This window comes from Mesorhizobium sp., assembly GCF_004963255.1.
GTDB lineage: Bacteria > Pseudomonadota > Alphaproteobacteria > Rhizobiales > Rhizobiaceae > Mesorhizobium.
Map to the genome: position 1 here is coordinate 1 of NZ_SUGA01000009.1, position 16,712 is coordinate 16,712.

A 16,712-nucleotide genomic window follows, 5' to 3' on the forward strand; every position below is an offset into this window, starting at 1 on the left:
AGCCAGCCGACCGCCAAGGTCACGCCCCTGCCGAACTACGGAACGACCAACGGCAGCGCCAGATACACGCCGCCGCCCTCAAACGATTCCATCGACGACACGTTGATGCACGAGCTCGAGACCTCTCTCGACGAGACGCACTCCCAGCCGGCAGCGCCAAGCAAACCCGCACCCAAGCCCTCGCTCGATGATGAGATGGCCAAGCTGCTTGGCGAACTCGGCAATCACAAGCGCTGACCTAAAGCATGTTTTCCCGAAAGTGGGTTTCGGGATAAAGACATGCGTAAAGTCAAAAACCTAAAGCGCATGGAGCGAACCTGAAAGATCGCGACGCGCTTTAGCGGCAGCTTGCCGGAACGCGCGAACTCTCCGCAGCTCAGGAGCTGAAAACAAAAATGGCCGGAAAACCGGCCATTTTTGACGTTTTTGCTTTCAGCCCGCGTCAGTCGTCGCGATACACCTTTTCGCGGCGCTCGTGGCGTTCCTGCGCTTCGATCGATAGCGTCGCGATCGGACGCGCGTCGAGCCGCTTCAGCGCGATCGGCTCCCCGGTTTCCTCGCAATAGCCGTAGGTGCCTTCGTCGATGCGCTGGAGCGCGGAGTCGATCTTCGAGATGAGCTTGCGTTGGCGGTCGCGGGCGCGCAATTCGATGGCGCGGTCGGTTTCGGAGGAGGCGCGATCGGCAAGATCCGGGTGGTTGGCGTTTTCCTGCTGCAGGATTTCTAGGGTTTCGCGCGCTTCGCGCAGAATGTCGTTCTTCCAGGTGATAAGCTTTTGGCGGAAGTACGATTTTTGCCGTTCGTTCATGAACGGCTCGTCTTCGGAGGGTACGTAATCGGCGGTAACGATGTCGTTCATTCGACTCACCCAACAACCCCAAATTTGGCGCCTATATATTCGGGGACAAGAGCCTGCACAAGCGGTATCGACGACAGTTTCACGCAATTGTTAGTCTCGCATCGGCAGCTCCGGCAACGACGTTGTTTCAACGGCATAAAACGAATTCGCATATGATTCGTTGCAGGTGCTCGCGCCGGCCATTGTGCAGGACGTGGTTCTGGTGACTAATCGCGCTTTGCCTGTCAGGCGGAGCCATGGGGGAACGGTTGAGCAGACTTTATCTGTTGCGGCACGCCAAAGCCGGCTGGGCGCTGCCCGGCGTGCGCGATTTCGACCGCCCGCTCGACGAATCGGGCAAGGCTGACGCCGAAGCGATGGGAGAGGCCATGCGGGCCCGCAACTACGTGCCGGATGTCACGCTTTGCTCCAATGCCAAACGGGCAAGGCAGACGCTGGAAGGCTTGGCGGGGCGCACCGACACCGGCCGCGTGCTGTTCTTCGACACGCTCTACAGCGAGGATGCGGCCGGCTATCTCGACATCATCCGCAAGACTGCCGGCGCCGACCAGCTTCTGGTGATCGGCCACAATCCCATGACCGAGGATCTGGCCATGGCGGTGTCGGGCGACGGCGACGAGGCGGCGCGCGGCATGATGAAGCACGGTTTTCCGACCTCCGGCCTCGCCGTGGTGCGCTTTCCCGGCAATCTTGCCGAGGCGGCGCAGGGCAGCGGCTACCTCGAAGCCTTTCTCACGCCGGCCGACCTCTGAGGCCATTTCAAACGCCCGGCCCAGCGCTTATATCGGGCGCGGACGCGCAACCAGAGGCTGATTTGGCATCATCGCTGACCACTTTCACCGACGAGGCGAGGATTGCGCTCGACACGCTGTCGGGCCGGGCCGCCGGGCTCTTCTCCCCCTCATTGCGTCTTGGCGTCACCGGCCTTTCCCGCGCCGGCAAGACGGTGTTCATCTCGGCCCTCGTCCACAACCTCATCCATGGCGGCCGCCTGCCGCTCTTTGAAGCGCAGAAATCCGGCCGCATCGCCCGCGCTTTCCTCGAGGAGCAGCCGGACGATGCCGTTCCGCGTTTCCAGTACGAGGATCACGTCGCCGCTTTGGTGAACGACCGCGTCTGGCCGGACTCCACGCGCGCCATCTCCGAGCTGCGGCTCACCATCGAATATGAGTCGGCTTCCGGCTGGAACCGGTTGTTCTCAGCCGGAAAACTATCGATCGACATCGTCGACTATCCCGGCGAATGGCTGCTCGACCTGCCGCTGCTCGGCAAATCCTTCGGCGATTTTTCGCGCGAGGCGGTCGAGCTGGCCGCCCTGCCTGTCCGTTCCGACCTGTCTCAGGCCTGGCGCGAGCTGGCTTCCACCGTCAGCCCCGATGCCGACGCCGACGAGATGACGGCGCGGCGCCTGGCCGAGAGCTTTGCCGCCTATCTCAAGGCCTGCAAGCTCGACGAACGCGCCCTGTCGACGCTGCCGCCCGGCCGCTTCCTGATGCCGGGTGACCTCGAAGGCTCGCCAGCGCTCACCTTCGCGCCGTTGATGACGCTGTCCCAGGGCCGGCCGCGCTCCGGATCGCTGCAGGCGATGATGGAGCGCCGCTACGAGGCCTACAAGACGCATGTCGTCAAACCGTTCTTTCGCGAGCACATCACCCGGCTGGATCGGCAGATCGTGCTGATCGACGCCATGCAGGCGCTCAACGCCGGCCAGGCCGCCATGGCCGATCTGGAACGCGCCGTCACCGAGATCCTGTCCTGCTTCCGGCCCGGACGCGGCAACTTCCTCACCGATTTCTTCGCGCGTCGCATCGATCGCATCCTGGTCGCCGCGACCAAGGCGGACCATCTGCACCACGAAAGCCACGACCGGCTGCAGGCGATCGTGCGCCGGCTGACCGACCGGGCCGTGGCGCGGGCGAATTTCAGCGGCGCCGCCGTCGATGTCCTCGCCATGGCCGCGGTCCGCTCGACCCGTGAGGGGACGGTGAAACAGGGACGCGAGACGCTGCCGGTCATCATCGGCACGCCGCTGAAGGGCGAGACGATCAACGGCGAGACGTTCGACGGAAAGACCGAAACCGCCATATTCCCGGGCGATTTGCCGGAAAAGGTGAATGCGGTGTTCGACGTTTCCGGATCATCGCCCGACAACGCCGAGCCGGCGATCCGCTTCGTGCGGTTCCGCCCGCCGAAGCTCGAGCGTACCGCCGAAGGCGTCACGCTGTCCTTGCCGCATATCCGGCTCGACCGCGCGCTGCAGTTCCTGATCGGAGATCATCTGGCATGACCGCGCCCCGCAAACCGGCGGCCTTTCGCATCGAGCCCCAGACCGAGCCGAAGTCGCAAGTCACCCAGAGCCGCGTCGCCGCGGAGCAGCCGGCGCGCAGGCCGCGCGCCCCGCGGGCCGACGTGGTGGTCGTGCTCCCCTCGGAGGTCGACGTTTTCGACGAGCCGGACATCGAGGCGGCGGCCCCGCCACCGGCGACAGCGCCGCGAAAGCGTTCGCTGCTAACACGGCTGTTCTTTGGCGCCCTCGGCGTGCTCGTCTCGCTGGCGGTCGGCCTGTGGGCGGACCAGCTGATCCGCGATCTGTTTGCGCGCGCCGAATGGCTGGGCTGGCTGGCGGCCGGCATGGCAGCGATCGCGCTGCTCTCGCTGCTCGTCATCCTTATCCGCGAATTCCTTGCCATTGCTCGCCTTGCCGAAGTCGAGAAGATGCAGAAGCGGGCTCTGGATGCCGTGGCGCGCGACGATCCCAAGGCTGCGCGCGCTCTCGTTGATGAGCTCTCGGCCTTCGTCGCCGCAAAACCCGAGACCGCCGCCGGGCGGCGTTCGCTTGCCGAATTGCGCGGCGAGATCATCGACGGCGCCAATCTGGTGCGGCTTGCCGAGACCGAGATCCTCTCCCCGCTCGATGCCCGCGCCAAAATCATGATCCTTGAAGCCGCCAAGCGCGTCTCCCTGATCACGGCGGTCAGCCCTCGCGCGCTGGTCGACATCGCCTATGTCGTGTTCGAGGCGGGCCGCCTGATCCGGCGGCTGTCCGAGCTATATGGCGGCCGTCCAGGCACGCTCGGCTTCTTCCGGCTGGCGCGCGGCGTGCTCGCCCATCTGGCGGTAACCGGCTCGATCGCGGTCGGCGACAGTTTCGTGCAGCAGATCGTCGGCCATGGGCTTGCCGCGAAACTCTCGGCAAAGCTCGGCGAAGGGGTCGTCAACGGCATGATGACGGCGCGCATCGGTATCGCGGCGATGGAAACCGCCCGCCCCTTGCCGTTCATCGCCGTGAAGCGACCGGGCCTCGGCGATTTCCTCTCGGCGCTGACCTCGTTCGCTGCCAAAAAAGACGGTCAGGCGGAGTAACAGGGTAAACGCGAAAGCCACCTCCAGTGACGAAGCATTAACCAATCTTCGCCATGGTCGATCAGGTCCCAAGAATAGACTCTGTCGTGCCGGGTGTCGTCCATGAGAAGCGTAATCCTGTCCTGCGTGCTGCCTGCGACCGTTGCTATTGCCGCGCCGCTCGGATTGGTCGAAAAAGCCTTTGGCGCCGAGCCGGACAAGCAGTTCTTCCGTTCCGTCGAGGGCCGATGGGTAGGCCCTGGCGAGATCATCGCCGGCAAGTACAAGGGCACCAAATTCACCTGCGATTTCAACGGCTCGACGCCTGACGGCAAGGTCGGCATGACGCTGGACGGCAACTGCCGGGTCGGCGTCTTCACGCAGAAGATGTCCGCGACCGTTGAGCGCAAGGGTCGCGACGGCTACAGGGGCGCCTTCATGGGCGGCTCGACCGGCAACGGCATGGATATTGTCGGCGGCAACGTCGTCGACGCCCAGAAGGTCGTCTTCACTATCAACCGCAACCAGTTGAACGGCGTCATGCAGGCCCGCGTGCCCGACGATAATTCGATGACCGTGACGGTGGCCGTGCGTGTCGACAAACAGCTGGTGCCAGTGATCGGCATGAGCCTGAAGCGGGTCGACTCGGTCGAAGTCGGCGCCATCGCCAAGAACTGACCCGACGCGCCGACCTCCGCAAAAAAGGCGGCGGCCGCCTGGCCACCGCCTTCGCATTACTCCACGGCTGCGCTCAACCCTTGATGGTGGCCGTCAGCTCGTCATAGGCCTTGCAGGCTTCGTCAAGCGTCGTCGCGCCCTGATACTTGGTCGTCACGGCCTGCACCTTGGCGGTCAGATCGGCTGCCTTGCTCGGGTCCTTGGTGATGGCCTCCTGCAGTGCGGCAGCCATGTCCTGCGCCTTCTTGGCGGCGATTTCCTGGGTGCATTCCGGCCCCTTGGAACAAGCCGAGGCAGCCAACGCCGCAACACCTACGGCGACGAGCAAAAACTTCTTCATGTCAATTATCTCCTCAAAAAAGGCGGCCGCCCATCGCAGCCGCCTCTCATGGCCGAAGCCGAACGTGCCATAACCGCTGATTGTGGCGGCACGCAACAACCTGGCCGCATAAACTTGTGTAACCAGGCTGCAATATCGCGGCGTTCCAGGTTCAGGCCGCCCAATACATGTAAAACACCAATCTAAGGCATGCCGCACCAGGCCGTTCAGGCGCGACGCGCTTCAGTGCAATTCCAGGAAAGGCGTGAAGCAGTTTTTCGTCCGGAATTGCGGAAAACAAAGAGGTTGAGCATCTCACCGTTTTCATGAAACGGTGAGATGCTCAACTGGAACAAGTTCACCCGCGAGGCTGCAGCAGCGCCAGCACGACTGTCGATGCGGCAAGGACGACGGTAAGGGTCAAAGGTCCCGAGGCGCCATAGGTGTCCACGACATAGCCGCCGACAACCGCGCCGATGGTGATGGCAACCTGGAAAGAGGCGACCATCAGGCTGCCCGCTGCTTCCAGCGCATCAGGCGCCGCGCGGGACAGGTTGGTCGGCAGCACCACCGGCGCCATGCCGAATGCCAGGCCCCAAAGCGTGACGAATCCGAAGGCGACGGCGACGTTTACGCCCCAAAGCACCAATGCCAGAGCCGCAAACCCCATCAGCGCCGCAGTGCCCACGAGAGCCATGTGGATATTGGCGTCGGCCATGCGGCCGCCAGCGACATTGCCGATGACAGCGGCGATGCCAAATCCGAGCAAGGCCATGGCAATTGGCCCGGTTGCCAGAAGCGTCACATGTTCGAGGAAGGGGCGCACATAGACCGAGCCGGCAAAATGCCCTGTCATCAGCAAAAGGATGGCCAGCATGCCGAGCTGAATGCCACGCCGCCGTGTCAGCCGAAATACATCCGCAAGACTGTTGCTGGCTGTGGCAGGCAGGGTCGGCAGGCTAAGCAACTGCAGCAGCATGGCAATCACGGCCAGCCCCGCCGTCAAGGCCATGGCGCTGCGCCATCCCAGCCAGTCGCTGATCAACGCACCCGCCGATGGTGCGGCAATGGTGGCAAGCGAGACGCCGAGGGTGACGATGCCCATGCCCCGACCTGTGGCATTGGCGCCAACCAGCCGGGCCACGACGGCAACCGAGAGTGCCCAAAAGGCGCTGAGAGCAATTCCGAGCCCTGCCCGGCCCAACAGCAGAAACCAGAAATTGGGCGCCAGCGCCGCAAGCAGGTTGGAACCGACCGCCAAGGCGCTAAGGCCGACCAGCACCGTCTTGCGGTTCAATCGGCCGATGAGAACATTGCTTAACATGGCCGTCACGGCGCCGACCGAAGCGGTGGCGGTAACCACCTGTCCGGCCGTTCCTTCGCTGATGCCGAGATCGCGCGCCATTGGCGTCAGCAGACCTGCCGGCAGGAATTCGGCTGACACCAAGGCAAAGCTGGTGGCCGCCAATGAAATGACCGAGAACCAGGTGGCTGCGTTCCACGTGGTTGGCGCGGCGGTATCGAGATCTAACGCCTCGTCTTCAAGTTGTAATGTTGTGTCTGTCACCGAAAGGATCTCCAAGGAATGGAGGTCTTCAATAGACGAGTCCTTTCGGATGATATGTATCCTAAAATCCGAAATTCATATCCGTTCGTCCGGAAATTGTGCGACGCACAACGCCTGGCGAGACATTGGTGACGCGTTTGAACGCGCGCGCGAAGGATGCTTCGCTGTCATAGCCCAAACGGGTAGCGACCTCGGCAACCGACAAGCCGTTCTGCCCCAGCAACTCGCGGGCAAGCTGCATACGCAGACGGGCGAGATAGTGGGCAGCGCCCTCCCCTAGTACGGCGCTGAAGCGCTCGGCGAAAATCGAGCGCGATTGGCCTGCCAGGGCGGCTAGGCTTTCCAGCGTCCAGTTATGGCCGGGATCTCGGTGCATGGCTGCGAGAGCGCGGCCGATATGGGGGTCTCGGATAGCGGCAAGCCAACCGGTGGTCGCGGCTCCCGTGCAATTGACCCAGCAGCGGATGAGCCGGGCGGTCAGCAAGTCCGCCATGCGCGACAGAATCGTGGCGCTGCCCATCTGCGGTTGCGCGGCCTCGGCCGTCATGGCCGCCAGCAAAGGACGCATGACCGGGTCATTGCCGGCCACGTCGCAGCCTTTGATGATAGGCGGCATCAACGTGATCAATGGATCGAGCGCACAGACGCCCAAGGCCATGGAGCCGCAGAAAAGGGTGCTTGTCGCGCCCGTCCCCTCCCGCACCACCTCGCAGACATTGCTGCCCAACTTGGTCACCTGGCAGCTCTCGAGTGAGTCGCCGACAACGTCCGGCGCGCTGGCCAGCCGATGGGCTATGCCTTGCGGCAGCAGTACCAGATCGCCATCGCGCAACTCCTGCCAGCCTTCCGCTTCGGTATAGATCCAGCACGGACCCTGGCCGACAAAGTGAAAGCGAAGCAGCCTCTGTTGTGGAAAGGCGATGCTCCATGGATGTCGCAGCTCGCAGCGGCCATAGTTGACGCCGCTCAAGCGAAAGTCCTGCAGCACTTCGCTGAGCGCATCCATCGGGATATGCGGAAGCGGACGGGACGAATAGTCAGACATTTCGCCATTATAGATGCCGAACGTCCGACAGGCAAGCGAAGGTCTCTCCGACGGCGCCCTACCCTTCGTGGCAGGCCTCCCGCCCTTGCCTCTCCCTCCCGGTGCATGCAAGGAGTGCTTCTAATGCATGTCGCCCAGGAGTGCGCAGCGGTTCTGGGACAACGACATGCATCAAGCAAACACCTGAAGCGCGTCCACCTGAATCTTTTCCAGGCGAACGCGCTTTTCAGCAACAGGATGACAGCCATGGCAGCTGAAGCGTCGAGCAGCGATCTGGTGCAGGTGGTGGCGTTGCTCGCGGCCGGCGTCATCGCCGTGCCGATCTTCAAGCGCATGGGGCTGGGCTCGATCCTCGGCTACCTTGCCGCCGGCGTGGTCATCGGCCCGTTCGGCCTGCGCGTCTTTTCCGAATCGGGATCGATCCTCCACGTCGCCGAGCTCGGCGTCGTCATGTTCCTGTTCATCATCGGGCTGGAAATGCAGCCGTCGAGGCTCTGGGGCCTGCGCCGCGAGATCTTTGGACTGGGCGCCCTCCAGGTCGGCGTCTGCGCGGTCCTGCTCACCCTCGTCGGACTGGCCGGAGGCTTTCCCATCGCGCAGTCCTTCGTTGCCGGCGCCGGCTTCGTGCTGACCTCGACGGCGATCGTCATGCAACTGCTGGAAGAGCGCGGCGAGATCGCCACGTCGAAAGGCCAGCGCATCGTCTCTATCCTGCTGCTCGAAGACTTGATGATCGTGCCGCTGCTGGCGCTGGTGGCGTTCCTCGCGCCCGGCGGCGCCGAGACCAGTTTTTCGGAGCGACTGACCGAAGTCGGCATCGGCATCGCCGCGATCGTCGGACTGGTCGTGGCGGGCCGTTACCTGCTCAATCCGCTCTTCCGCGTCCTGGCGGACGCCCGTGCCCGCGAAGTCATGACCGCCGCGGCCCTCCTGGTGGTGCTGGGATCGGCTCTCGCCATGCAGCTCTCCGGCCTGTCGATGGCGATGGGCGCCTTCCTCGCCGGCGTGCTCCTGTCGGAATCGACCTTTCGACACCAGCTCGAAGCCGATATCGAGCCGTTCCGCGGCATCCTGCTCGGCCTCTTCTTCCTCGCCGTCGGCATGTCGCTCGACCTTGGCGTCGTCGCCCAGAACTGGCGGCTCGTCGCCATCTATGTCGTCGCCTACATGGTCATGAAGGCGCTCGGCATCTACATCGTCGCGCGCATCCTGAAGAGCGGCCACCGCGAGGCGCTCGAACGCGCCGTCTTCATGGCGCAGGGCGGCGAGTTCGCCTTCGTGCTTTATTCGTCCGCTACCGCGGTCGGCCTCATCGACGGCCAGGCCAACGCAACGCTCACCGCCATCATCATCATCTCGATGGTGCTGACGCCGCTCGCGATCCTGGCGCTGCGCTACCTCACCCCGCGCGACGAGCAGTCGCTCGACGGCGTGGACATCGCCGAGGGCCTCACCGGCAGCGCGCTGATCATCGGTTTCGGCCGCTTCGGCCAGATCGCAAGCCAGCCACTGCTATTGCGGGGGCTGGACGTCTCGATCATCGACAACGAGGTGGAGATGATCCAGGCGGCGGCCAATTTCGGCTTCAAGGTCTATTATGGCGACGGCACGAGGCTCGATATCCTGCATGCGGCCGGCGCCGGGCGGGCCCGCGCGGTGCTGATCTGCGTCGATAAGCCGGACGCCGCCGTGCGCATCGCGCAGCTGATCAAGGCCGAATTCCCGCTGGTCACCATCCTGGCGCGCGCCTACGACCGCGGCACGGCGCTGCAGCTCATTCGAGCCGGCGTCGACTACCAATTGCGCGAAACCTTCGAATCGGCGCTCGTCTTCGGCGGCTCGGCGCTGGAGGCATTGGGCGTCGATCCGGAGGAGGTTGCCGAGGTCATCGAGGACGTGCGCCGTCGCGACACCGCTCGCTTCGAAACGCAGCTTGCCGAGGGCATCCGCGCCGGCCAGCGTTTCCTCAAGGGCAATATCGGCACGCCGATCCCGACGCCGCTCACGCAACCGCGCCGGGCCGGCCGCGCGCTGAACCAGGAAACAGCCGTTGTGCTGAACGAAGCAGAGACCAACAACTGAGGGGCAAGCCATGGCAGAGCTCGACGCGCGGGCGCTTTCGGTCACCAAATTCTGGCGCGACGCCGGCGAGGACGCCTGGTTCGAGAAGGACGACGCCTTCGACACCGATTTCCGCAGCCGCTTCCTGGAGCTGCACTACGCAGCCGCGCGGCGCGAATGCGACGACTGGAACGCCCATGCCGAAGGCTCGCTGGCGCTGATGATCCTGCTCGATCAGTTCCCGCGCAATTGCTTCCGCGGCACCGGCCACATGTACGCGACCGACCCGCTGGCAAGGCATTTTGCCGACCGGGCGATCGCCGCCGGCCATGATCTGATGCTCGACGAAATTGTGCGCGTCTTCCTCTACCTTCCTTTCGAGCATTCGGAATCGCTTGGCGATCAGAAGCGTTCGGTGGAACTCACGGCGGCGCGAGCACCGAACGATCTTAAATATGCCGAGGAGCATCTGGAGATCATCGAGCGCTTCGGCCGCTTTCCGCATCGAAACAGGATGCTCGGTCGAGAGACGACGCCCGAGGAACAAGCATTTCTCGACGGCGGCGGCTTCGCAGGCTGAGTCCTATCTTTTTGTCTTTACGCAATTCAGGACAGAAAACCGCGAGCACTTTTCTGGAATTGCTTCAGCCGAGCCACCACTCCCGGCCGGACGGCAGCCGCTCGATCCCCGATGTGTCGACGGCGCCGAGTCGTTCCGAGACGCTCCTGCCGCCGATCGAAAGCCCCGGCGCGATCTCGGCCAGCGGCGCCAGCACGAAGGCGCGCTCCAGCATGCGCGGATGCGGCACTTCTAGCCCGGTCTCATGGATCACCCGGTCGCCGAACACCAGGATGTCGATATCGATCAGGCGCGGCCCCCAGCGCTCCTCGCGCACGCGCTTCAATCGCCTCTCGACGTCGAGGCAAAGGTCGAGCAGCGCGCGCGGCGAAAGCGCCGTCTCGATCGCGGCGGCGGCGTTGAGGAAATCGGGTTGGTCGAGCTTGCCCCAGGGCGGTGTGCGGTAGAGCGATGAGACCGCGATGACGCGCGTCGCGTCGTCGCCGTCCAGCATGCGCAATGCCGCTCCCATGGACTTCGCCGGGTCGCCGAGATTGCCGCCGAGGCTGAGGTAGACGATGCTATTCTGGCCAGACAACGGTCACCTCGACATAATCGAGCACGCCGGGCACCGGCGCGTTCGGCTTGCGCACCGTGATCGCTGCCTTCCTGATCTGCGAAAACCGCGCCGTCAGCGCCTTCGCGACCTCCAGCGCCAGCGCCTCGATCAGGAAGCGGCGATGTCCGGTCACGATCTTCTCGATGACCGCGAAGGCGACGCCGTAATTGACGGTATCCTCGATGGAATCCTCCGTCAGCGGACGGCTGGGCTCGACGGTCAGCTCGGCATCGACATAGAAACGCTGGCCAAGCGTCTCCTCCTCGTCCAGCACGCCATGGCGGGCGAAGAAGGCGCAATTCTTCATACGGATTACGTACATGATCAGGGTCCGGGGGGAGGCTCGGTTTCGCGGGCAAGCATAGCATCGGTCAGCGCCAGCGCGTCCACGTTGATTGCGACATCGTGGACGCGAAACAGGTCGGCTCCCTTCAAGCGCAGGATGACGCTCGTCGCCGCCGTTCCGGCAGCCCGATCGCCAGGCTCGCGCCCGGTCGCGGTGCCGACGAAGCGCTTGCGCGAGGTTCCCGCCATCAGCGGATAGCCAAGCGCCTGAAGCTCGGAAAACCGCGCCATCAGGTCGAGGTTTTCCGCCGCCGTTTCCTTGGCGAAGCCGAAGCCTGCATCGAGCACGATCTGACTGTCGGCGACGTTGGCCGCACGCGCGATCTCGAGCGATTTGCGCAGGAACAGGAACTGGTCCTCGATCACATCAGGCAATTTCTGCCGCTCGCGCCCGGTGTGCATGATGATGAGCCCGGCGCCGGTTTCGGCGGCGACGCGCGCGATGCCGGGCTCGCGCTGCAGCCCCCAGACGTCGTTGACGATATGAGCGCCGGCGGCGACTGCGCGGCGCGCGGTATCCTCGCGATAGGTGTCGACCGAGATCAGCGCCGCGCCGGAAGCGGCGAGCGCCGCGATGACCGGCAGCACGCGCGCCTGCTCTTCCTCGGCCGTGATCGGAGCGAAACCCGGCCGCGTCGATTCCCCGCCGACATCGATCACGGCGGCGCCCTCTTCCACCATCCGGCGCGCCTGCTCCAGCGCCTTTCCCGGCGCGATGAACAAACCGCCGTCCGAAAAACTGTCAGGCGTCACGTTAAGGATGCCGACGACGACCGCCTTCGGACCGAGGTCGAGATAGCGCCCATGCGCCAGCTGCCATCGCCTTGTCGTCATTGTCCATCAACCATGCGTGATCCGCCGGAAATCAATTCCGTTGCGCTGGCGACGGCCCTAAAGCAAGGTGCGTGAAGAGGCAATATGATGAAGCGTCCCCTGCTCTGCGCCCTGATGCTCGCGCTCGCCGCCACGCCGGCGGTCGCTGCGAATCTGGTGAAGACCTACAGCTATTTCAGCGTCGGCGGCCGCACGCTCGACGATATCCAGAACCAGCTGTCGAGAAACGGCCCCGAAGTGAAAAGCACCGGATCGCGACATCCAGGCGCCACGCAGATGGCCTTTACGACCCGTATAAGCTACGCCCAGAGCGCGCAGTCCTGCCGCATCGCCGACGCGGCCGTCACCGTGAAGGTCAAGGTGATCCTTCCTGAGTGGCGGCGCCCGCGCAAAGCCGATCCCGACGTCAGGCTGTTCTGGGACACGCTCTCGGCCGACATCAAACGGCATGAGGAACGCCATGTCGAGATCGCCAAGAACCATGCGCGCTTGCTGGAGGATGCGCTGAAGGCCAGCCCTGCGCAAAGGACGTGCGAACAGGCAAAGGCGCAGGCCGCATCGATCCAGGCAGCCGAACTCGCCAGGCACGATCAGGACCAGGTCCGCTTCGACCGGGTCGAGGGCGCCAATTTCGAAAGCCGCATCCTTCGGCTGATGCGCTATCGGATGGAGCGCGTCCAGGCCGGTCAGCTGCCGCCGCCTTGACCTCAGGGCCCGGGGCCAATTTCGCCCAAACGTGATGCCAGATGGCAAAAACGTTCGAGCGGCGGTCGAAATCGGCCTATATCGAACGACATATGGCGGTTCGAAACGCCCGGAACCCTATCCGCGATGGGAAATGACAGGCGCAACCGGCCAAAGCCCTCTTGGCGCGCCGAGCACCAGCCTTTGAAAGAATGAAGCATGGACCAGACCGTCGAGACGATGGCGCCGAAAGCCGCGCCGATGAGCGAGAGCGAGAAGAACGCCATCATCGGCGGCGTGCTGTTGTCGATGCTGCTGGCGGCCCTTGACCAGACCATCGTCGCGCCGGCCCTGCCGACGATCGCGCGCGCCCTCGGCCATGCCGAATATCTGCCGTGGATCGTCACCGGCTATCTTCTGACCGCGACAGCGATGGCGCCGCTCTATGGCAAGATTTCCGATGTCTACGGACGCCGTCCGGTCATCTACGCCGCGATCCTGATCTTCCTGTTCGGATCGCTGGTCAGCGCGCTCGCGCCCAACATGCTGGTGCTGGTCATCGGCCGCGCCATCCAGGGCGCCGGCGGCGGCGGTCTCTTCGCGCTGGCCCAGACGGTCATCGGCGATCTCGTGCCGCCGCGCGAGCGCGCCCGCTACGCCGCCTGGATTTCCGGGACATGGGCGGTCGCCAGCGTTGCCGGCCCGCTGCTCGGCGGCGTCTTCGCCGAACACCTGCACTGGTCGCTGATCTTCTGGATCAACCTGCCGATCGGTTTCCTGGCCATGGCCATCATCAACAACCCGCTGAGGAAGCTGCCGATCGCGGCCAAGAACCATCGCATCGACGGGCTGGGCGCCGTGCTGCTGGTTGTCGCCACGTCGCTGCTGCTCCTGGCGCTCAACTGGGGCGGCAGCGCCTATCCCTGGTTCTCCGGCGAAATCCTTGGGCTGGTGGCCTGCTCGGCGGTGTTCTGGGCCTTCTTCGCGCTGAGGCTGCTCAGGGCGGCCGAGCCATTGATCTCGCTCGACGTGTTGGGCAACCCGATCGTGCTCGCCGGCACGCTGTCGATGTTCCTGCTGCAGGCCGCGAACATCGGCGCGTCGGTTTACCTGCCGGTCTATCTGCAGTCGATCGTCGGGCTTTCGGTCAGCGAATCCGGCATGGCCATGCTGGGCCTGCTGCTCGGCACGGTCGCCGGCGCCACCTTCAGCGGCCGCATGATCCCGCGTTTCGTCCATTATAAGCGCATTGCCATGATCGGCGTTAGCCTGGCCATCGTCTGCATTGGCGTGCTCAGTGCCATTGCGGAACACGCCTCGCTGCTCGAGGTCCTGATCCTGACTACGCTGACTGGCCTGGGCAGCGGAACGACCTTCCCGGTGGCCACGGTGTCGGTCCAGAACGCCGTCGACCGCGCTCACCTGGGGGTGGCGACCGGCGTGCTGACCTTCCTGCGCACGCTGGGCGGCGCGCTCGGCGTGGCGATCCTTGGCGCCGTGGCGCTTGGCTACGGCTTGCCGCTGTCGTCCGAGGGCTCCGCAACGCATATCGAACTGTCATCGGCGCTGCCCTTCGTGATGATTTTCCTGACCACCGGGATCACGCTTGTCCTTGCGCTGATCGTGCTGGCGCTCATGCCGGAAAAGGAACTGCGCGGCCATGATGAGCAAGCGGCAACCATGCTTGCGGAATAATCTCTCCAGGTGTGTTGAAATTCAGGTCAGGCCGAGTCGAGAATGGCGGCTCCCGAGAACCGGGGCGGAGCGTACTTAAAGTACGTGAGCACCGGAAGCGCAGGGAGCTGCCGTTCGCAGGCCGGCATCACCTGAATATCGACATACCTACTCGTGGACGCCGAGCTTCTTCTGCAGGCTGGTCGATGAGGTCGTATATTGGAAGACGACGCGCTCGCCCGGGCTGATGATGCGCTTGGCGGCCTGCGCCATCAGCGCCACCTCGTGGAAGCCCGACAGGATCAGCTTGAGCTTGCCCGGATACCAGTTGATGTCGCCGACGGCAAAGATGCCGGGGATCGATGTCTGGAACTTTTCGGTGTCCACCGGGATCAGGTTCTCATTGAGGTTGAGGCCCCATTCGGCGATCGGTCCGAGCTTCATGGTGAGGCCGAAGAAGGGCAGCATGCGGGTGCACGGCACCTCGACGTCGCCGTCCGGACCGCCCTTGATGGTCGCCGATGACAACTGGCCGTCGGTCCCGGCAAGCCCGCTGACCTGACCCACCAGGAATTTGAGCTGCTTCATCTCCTGCAAGGCATACATCTTGTTGACGCTGTCGGGTGCCGCCCGGAATTCCGGGCGGCGATGCACCAGCGTCACGCTCTTGGCGATGGGTTGCAGGTTGAGCGTCCAGTCGAGCGCCGAATCGCCGCCGCCGACGATGACGAGATCGTGGCCGCGGAATTCCTCCATGCGCCGGACCGAATAAAACACGCTCTTGCCTTCATAGGCCTCGATGCCCGGAATGGGCGGGCGCTTGGGCTGGAACGAGCCACCGCCGGCGGCGATCACCACCACCTTGGCCTCGAACAGCTCGCCCTCGTCGGTGGCGATGCGGAAGCTGCCGTCGTCGAGCTTTTCCAGGCTGGAGACCATGCGGTTGAAAGTGAAGTCCGGCTTGAACGGATGGATCTGCTCCATCAACTTGTCGACCAGGCCTTGCGCGGAGATCGTTGGCCAGCCCGGAATGTCGTAGATCGGTTTTTCCGGATAGAGCTCGGCACACTGGCCGCCGGGACGGTCGAGAATGTCGATGAGATGGCATTTCATGTCGAGCAGGCCGAGCTCGAACACGGCGAAAAGGCCGACCGGCCCCGCGCCGACAATGAGAACGTCCGTCTTGATGGTATTGCTCATGCGCTGTGCCCCTTCTGGGAATGGAGCGAGACTGCATGAGCTATTGCCTGCTGCCAAGCAGCCAGCGCGAAGAAAACTGGAAGCTGGCTTTAGCCCTGGCGCTCGGGAACGCGCACGACCAGGCCATCCAGCGCGTCCCGCACCTTGATCTGGCAGGAGAGGCGCGAATTTGGCCGGACGTCGTAGGCGAAGTCCAGCATGTCCTCTTCCATCGCCTCCGGCTCGCCGACCTCAGCCGTCCATGCCTCGTCGACATAGACATGGCAGGTCGCGCAGGCGCAGGCGCCGCCGCATTCGGCCTCGATGCCGGGCACCGCGTTGCGGATGGCGTTTTCCATGACGGTCGAGCCGTTTTCGGCCTCCACGTCAAATCGGGTCCCGTCATGGGCGATGTAGGTCAGCTTGGTCATTAAGTCACCTGAGGAGTCGCGACGGAGATAATCACTCCACCGGACAAGTCAACTGCGGCGCGAAAGCGCCACGAAATGACGTTTTTCAAAAAGATAGTGCTAGCGGCTGATGCCCGCGATGAAGTCGCGCACTTCCTCGATCAGCATGCCGAGCCGCTTGAGCGCCCGGACGTCTTCCGGCTGCTTCTCGATGATCGCCGCGCATTCGGCGACCGCGAACGCGCCGATGCCGCGCGCCGAGCCCTTCAAGCCGTGCGCCAGAAGTATCCTCTGCCTGGTGTCGGCGTCCGCGATCTGGTCACGAACGTTGAGCGACTGCTGCACGAACAGCGCCAGCACCTCCCGTTCGAGATCGCGGTCGCCCATTGTCTGGCGCGCCAGATGGCCGAGATCCACAGGTCGGGCTCCAGCCGTTCCGGAGGCATCTCCCCCCGGCATGGAAAACGCAATACCACTTTCGCCACGCATACGCACTGCAACTCCATAGAGCGGGCAGACGAGCCCAAGAAAATAGGC

General features: G+C 64.0%; 18 protein-coding genes and 1 pseudogene. 9 read left to right on the top strand and 10 right to left on the bottom strand.

Features of this window, described 5'->3' with window-relative positions:
- Window positions 1-237 (top strand): annotated as a pseudogene (locus tag E5X34_RS12360) (hypothetical protein); the annotation flags it as partial.
- A gap of 205 nt (window positions 238-442) precedes the next feature.
- On the opposite strand, the gene dksA reads toward E5X34_RS12360, so the two are convergent.
- Window positions 443-859 (bottom strand): RNA polymerase-binding protein DksA, encoded by a 417-nt coding sequence (gene dksA / locus E5X34_RS12365; RefSeq protein ID WP_040972254.1) that lies wholly within the window; start codon window positions 857-859, stop codon window positions 443-445.
- A gap of 248 nt (window positions 860-1,107) precedes the next feature.
- Here dksA and E5X34_RS12370 point away from each other — a divergent pair, with 248 nt between their 5' ends.
- The 4 genes from E5X34_RS12370 to E5X34_RS12385 all read left to right on the top strand — a co-directional run bounded on the left by E5X34_RS12370 (window position 1,108) and on the right by E5X34_RS12385 (window position 4,879).
- Window positions 1,108-1,611, top strand: a complete 504-nt coding sequence (locus E5X34_RS12370) for a histidine phosphatase family protein (RefSeq protein WP_292564685.1) — start codon at window positions 1,108-1,110, stop codon at window positions 1,609-1,611.
- A 62-nt stretch (window positions 1,612-1,673) separates the two neighbouring features.
- Window positions 1,674-3,146 carry a YcjX family protein gene (locus E5X34_RS12375; RefSeq protein WP_292564688.1) on the top strand — a complete coding sequence of 491 codons (1,473 nt, stop codon included), beginning with the start codon at window positions 1,674-1,676 and terminating at the stop codon, window positions 3,144-3,146.
- Window positions 3,143-4,222 (top strand): YcjF family protein, encoded by a 1,080-nt coding sequence (locus E5X34_RS12380; protein WP_292564690.1) that lies wholly within the window; start codon window positions 3,143-3,145, stop codon window positions 4,220-4,222. Before E5X34_RS12375 ends, E5X34_RS12380 begins: the two co-directional genes overlap by 4 nt.
- Before the next feature lie 102 nt (window positions 4,223-4,324).
- The gene (locus E5X34_RS12385) at window positions 4,325-4,879 is read left to right on the top strand and encodes a hypothetical protein (RefSeq protein ID WP_095818606.1); all 555 of its coding nucleotides are present in this window, start codon (window positions 4,325-4,327) and stop codon (window positions 4,877-4,879) included.
- A 73-nt stretch (window positions 4,880-4,952) separates the two neighbouring features.
- Here the strand turns inward: E5X34_RS12385 and E5X34_RS12390 are convergent, their stop codons facing one another.
- The 3 genes from E5X34_RS12390 to E5X34_RS12400 all read right to left on the bottom strand — a co-directional run bounded on the left by E5X34_RS12390 (window position 4,953) and on the right by E5X34_RS12400 (window position 7,810).
- A complete protein-coding gene (locus tag E5X34_RS12390) occupies window positions 4,953-5,219 on the bottom strand; it encodes a hypothetical protein (RefSeq protein ID WP_292079122.1) in 267 nt (88 codons plus the stop codon).
- A gap of 337 nt (window positions 5,220-5,556) precedes the next feature.
- Entirely contained in the window at window positions 5,557-6,765 is a 1,209-nt protein-coding gene (locus E5X34_RS12395) for an MFS transporter (protein WP_292565225.1), read from the bottom strand.
- A 61-nt stretch (window positions 6,766-6,826) separates the two neighbouring features.
- Window positions 6,827-7,810 (bottom strand): AraC family transcriptional regulator, encoded by a 984-nt coding sequence (locus tag E5X34_RS12400; RefSeq protein ID WP_292564695.1) that lies wholly within the window; start codon window positions 7,808-7,810, stop codon window positions 6,827-6,829.
- 246 nt (window positions 7,811-8,056) lie between these two features.
- Here E5X34_RS12400 and E5X34_RS12405 point away from each other — a divergent pair, with 246 nt between their 5' ends.
- Window positions 8,057-9,892 carry a monovalent cation:proton antiporter-2 (CPA2) family protein gene (locus E5X34_RS12405; RefSeq protein WP_292564697.1) on the top strand — a complete coding sequence of 612 codons (1,836 nt, stop codon included), beginning with the start codon at window positions 8,057-8,059 and terminating at the stop codon, window positions 9,890-9,892.
- A gap of 10 nt (window positions 9,893-9,902) precedes the next feature.
- A complete protein-coding gene (locus tag E5X34_RS12410; protein ID WP_292564699.1) occupies window positions 9,903-10,451 on the top strand; it encodes a DUF924 family protein in 549 nt (182 codons plus the stop codon).
- 64 nt (window positions 10,452-10,515) lie between these two features.
- On the opposite strand, the gene folK is transcribed toward E5X34_RS12410, so the two are convergent.
- From folK to folP, 3 genes are read right to left on the bottom strand one after another with little or no spacing between them, the layout of a single operon-like run.
- Window positions 10,516-11,028, bottom strand: a complete 513-nt coding sequence (folK, locus tag E5X34_RS12415; RefSeq protein WP_292564701.1) for a 2-amino-4-hydroxy-6-hydroxymethyldihydropteridine diphosphokinase — start codon at window positions 11,026-11,028, stop codon at window positions 10,516-10,518.
- A complete protein-coding gene (gene folB, locus E5X34_RS12420; protein WP_042647736.1) occupies window positions 11,012-11,371 on the bottom strand; it encodes a dihydroneopterin aldolase in 360 nt (119 codons plus the stop codon). The genes folK and folB overlap by 17 nt, the downstream gene beginning before the upstream one ends.
- Before the next feature lie 2 nt (window positions 11,372-11,373).
- Window positions 11,374-12,228 (bottom strand): dihydropteroate synthase, encoded by an 855-nt coding sequence (gene folP, locus E5X34_RS12425; RefSeq protein ID WP_292564703.1) that lies wholly within the window; start codon window positions 12,226-12,228, stop codon window positions 11,374-11,376.
- An 84-nt stretch (window positions 12,229-12,312) separates the two neighbouring features.
- On the opposite strand from folP, the gene E5X34_RS12430 reads away from it, so the two are divergent.
- Window positions 12,313-12,933, top strand: coding sequence for a DUF922 domain-containing protein (locus E5X34_RS12430; protein WP_292564706.1), 621 nt, complete (start codon window positions 12,313-12,315; stop codon window positions 12,931-12,933).
- Window positions 12,934-13,131: 198 nt separating this feature from the next.
- Complete coding sequence (locus E5X34_RS12435; protein WP_292564709.1) at window positions 13,132-14,607, top strand: MDR family MFS transporter; 1,476 nt, start codon at window positions 13,132-13,134, stop codon at window positions 14,605-14,607.
- A gap of 147 nt (window positions 14,608-14,754) precedes the next feature.
- Here E5X34_RS12435 and E5X34_RS12440 read toward each other — a convergent pair whose 3' ends face one another.
- The 3 genes from E5X34_RS12440 to E5X34_RS12450 all read right to left on the bottom strand — a co-directional run bounded on the left by E5X34_RS12440 (window position 14,755) and on the right by E5X34_RS12450 (window position 16,664).
- The gene (locus E5X34_RS12440; protein WP_292564712.1) at window positions 14,755-15,786 is read right to left on the bottom strand and encodes an NAD(P)/FAD-dependent oxidoreductase; all 1,032 of its coding nucleotides are present in this window, start codon (window positions 15,784-15,786) and stop codon (window positions 14,755-14,757) included.
- Window positions 15,787-15,875: 89 nt separating this feature from the next.
- On the bottom strand, window positions 15,876-16,196 hold the full coding sequence (locus E5X34_RS12445) for a 2Fe-2S iron-sulfur cluster-binding protein (RefSeq protein WP_112129386.1): 321 nt from the start codon (window positions 16,194-16,196) through the stop codon (window positions 15,876-15,878).
- A gap of 99 nt (window positions 16,197-16,295) precedes the next feature.
- Window positions 16,296-16,664 carry an Hpt domain-containing protein gene (locus E5X34_RS12450; protein WP_292564714.1) on the bottom strand — a complete coding sequence of 123 codons (369 nt, stop codon included), beginning with the start codon at window positions 16,662-16,664 and terminating at the stop codon, window positions 16,296-16,298.
- Between the last annotated feature and the right edge of the window lie 48 nt (window positions 16,665-16,712).

What these genes read in the sequence shown, in the direction of transcription:
- dksA (WP_040972254.1), bottom strand. Translation starts at nt 859, where the DNA reads ATGAACGACATCGTTACCGCCGATTACGTACCCTCCGAAGACGAGCCG.
- E5X34_RS12380 (WP_292564690.1), top strand. Translation starts at nt 3,143, where the DNA reads ATGACCGCGCCCCGCAAACCGGCGGCCTTTCGCATCGAGCCCCAGACC.
- E5X34_RS12385 (WP_095818606.1), top strand. Translation starts at nt 4,325, where the DNA reads ATGAGAAGCGTAATCCTGTCCTGCGTGCTGCCTGCGACCGTTGCTATT.
- E5X34_RS12390 (WP_292079122.1), bottom strand. Translation starts at nt 5,219, where the DNA reads ATGAAGAAGTTTTTGCTCGTCGCCGTAGGTGTTGCGGCGTTGGCTGCC.
- E5X34_RS12400 (WP_292564695.1), bottom strand. Translation starts at nt 7,810, where the DNA reads ATGTCTGACTATTCGTCCCGTCCGCTTCCGCATATCCCGATGGATGCG.
- E5X34_RS12405 (WP_292564697.1), top strand. Translation starts at nt 8,057, where the DNA reads ATGGCAGCTGAAGCGTCGAGCAGCGATCTGGTGCAGGTGGTGGCGTTG.
- E5X34_RS12410 (WP_292564699.1), top strand. Translation starts at nt 9,903, where the DNA reads ATGGCAGAGCTCGACGCGCGGGCGCTTTCGGTCACCAAATTCTGGCGC.
- folB (WP_042647736.1), bottom strand. Translation starts at nt 11,371, where the DNA reads ATGTACGTAATCCGTATGAAGAATTGCGCCTTCTTCGCCCGCCATGGC.
- folP (WP_292564703.1), bottom strand. Translation starts at nt 12,228, where the DNA reads ATGACGACAAGGCGATGGCAGCTGGCGCATGGGCGCTATCTCGACCTC.
- E5X34_RS12430 (WP_292564706.1), top strand. Translation starts at nt 12,313, where the DNA reads ATGATGAAGCGTCCCCTGCTCTGCGCCCTGATGCTCGCGCTCGCCGCC.
- E5X34_RS12435 (WP_292564709.1), top strand. Translation starts at nt 13,132, where the DNA reads ATGGACCAGACCGTCGAGACGATGGCGCCGAAAGCCGCGCCGATGAGC.
- E5X34_RS12440 (WP_292564712.1), bottom strand. Translation starts at nt 15,786, where the DNA reads ATGAGCAATACCATCAAGACGGACGTTCTCATTGTCGGCGCGGGGCCG.
- E5X34_RS12445 (WP_112129386.1), bottom strand. Translation starts at nt 16,196, where the DNA reads ATGACCAAGCTGACCTACATCGCCCATGACGGGACCCGATTTGACGTG.
- E5X34_RS12450 (WP_292564714.1), bottom strand. Translation starts at nt 16,664, where the DNA reads ATGCGTGGCGAAAGTGGTATTGCGTTTTCCATGCCGGGGGGAGATGCC.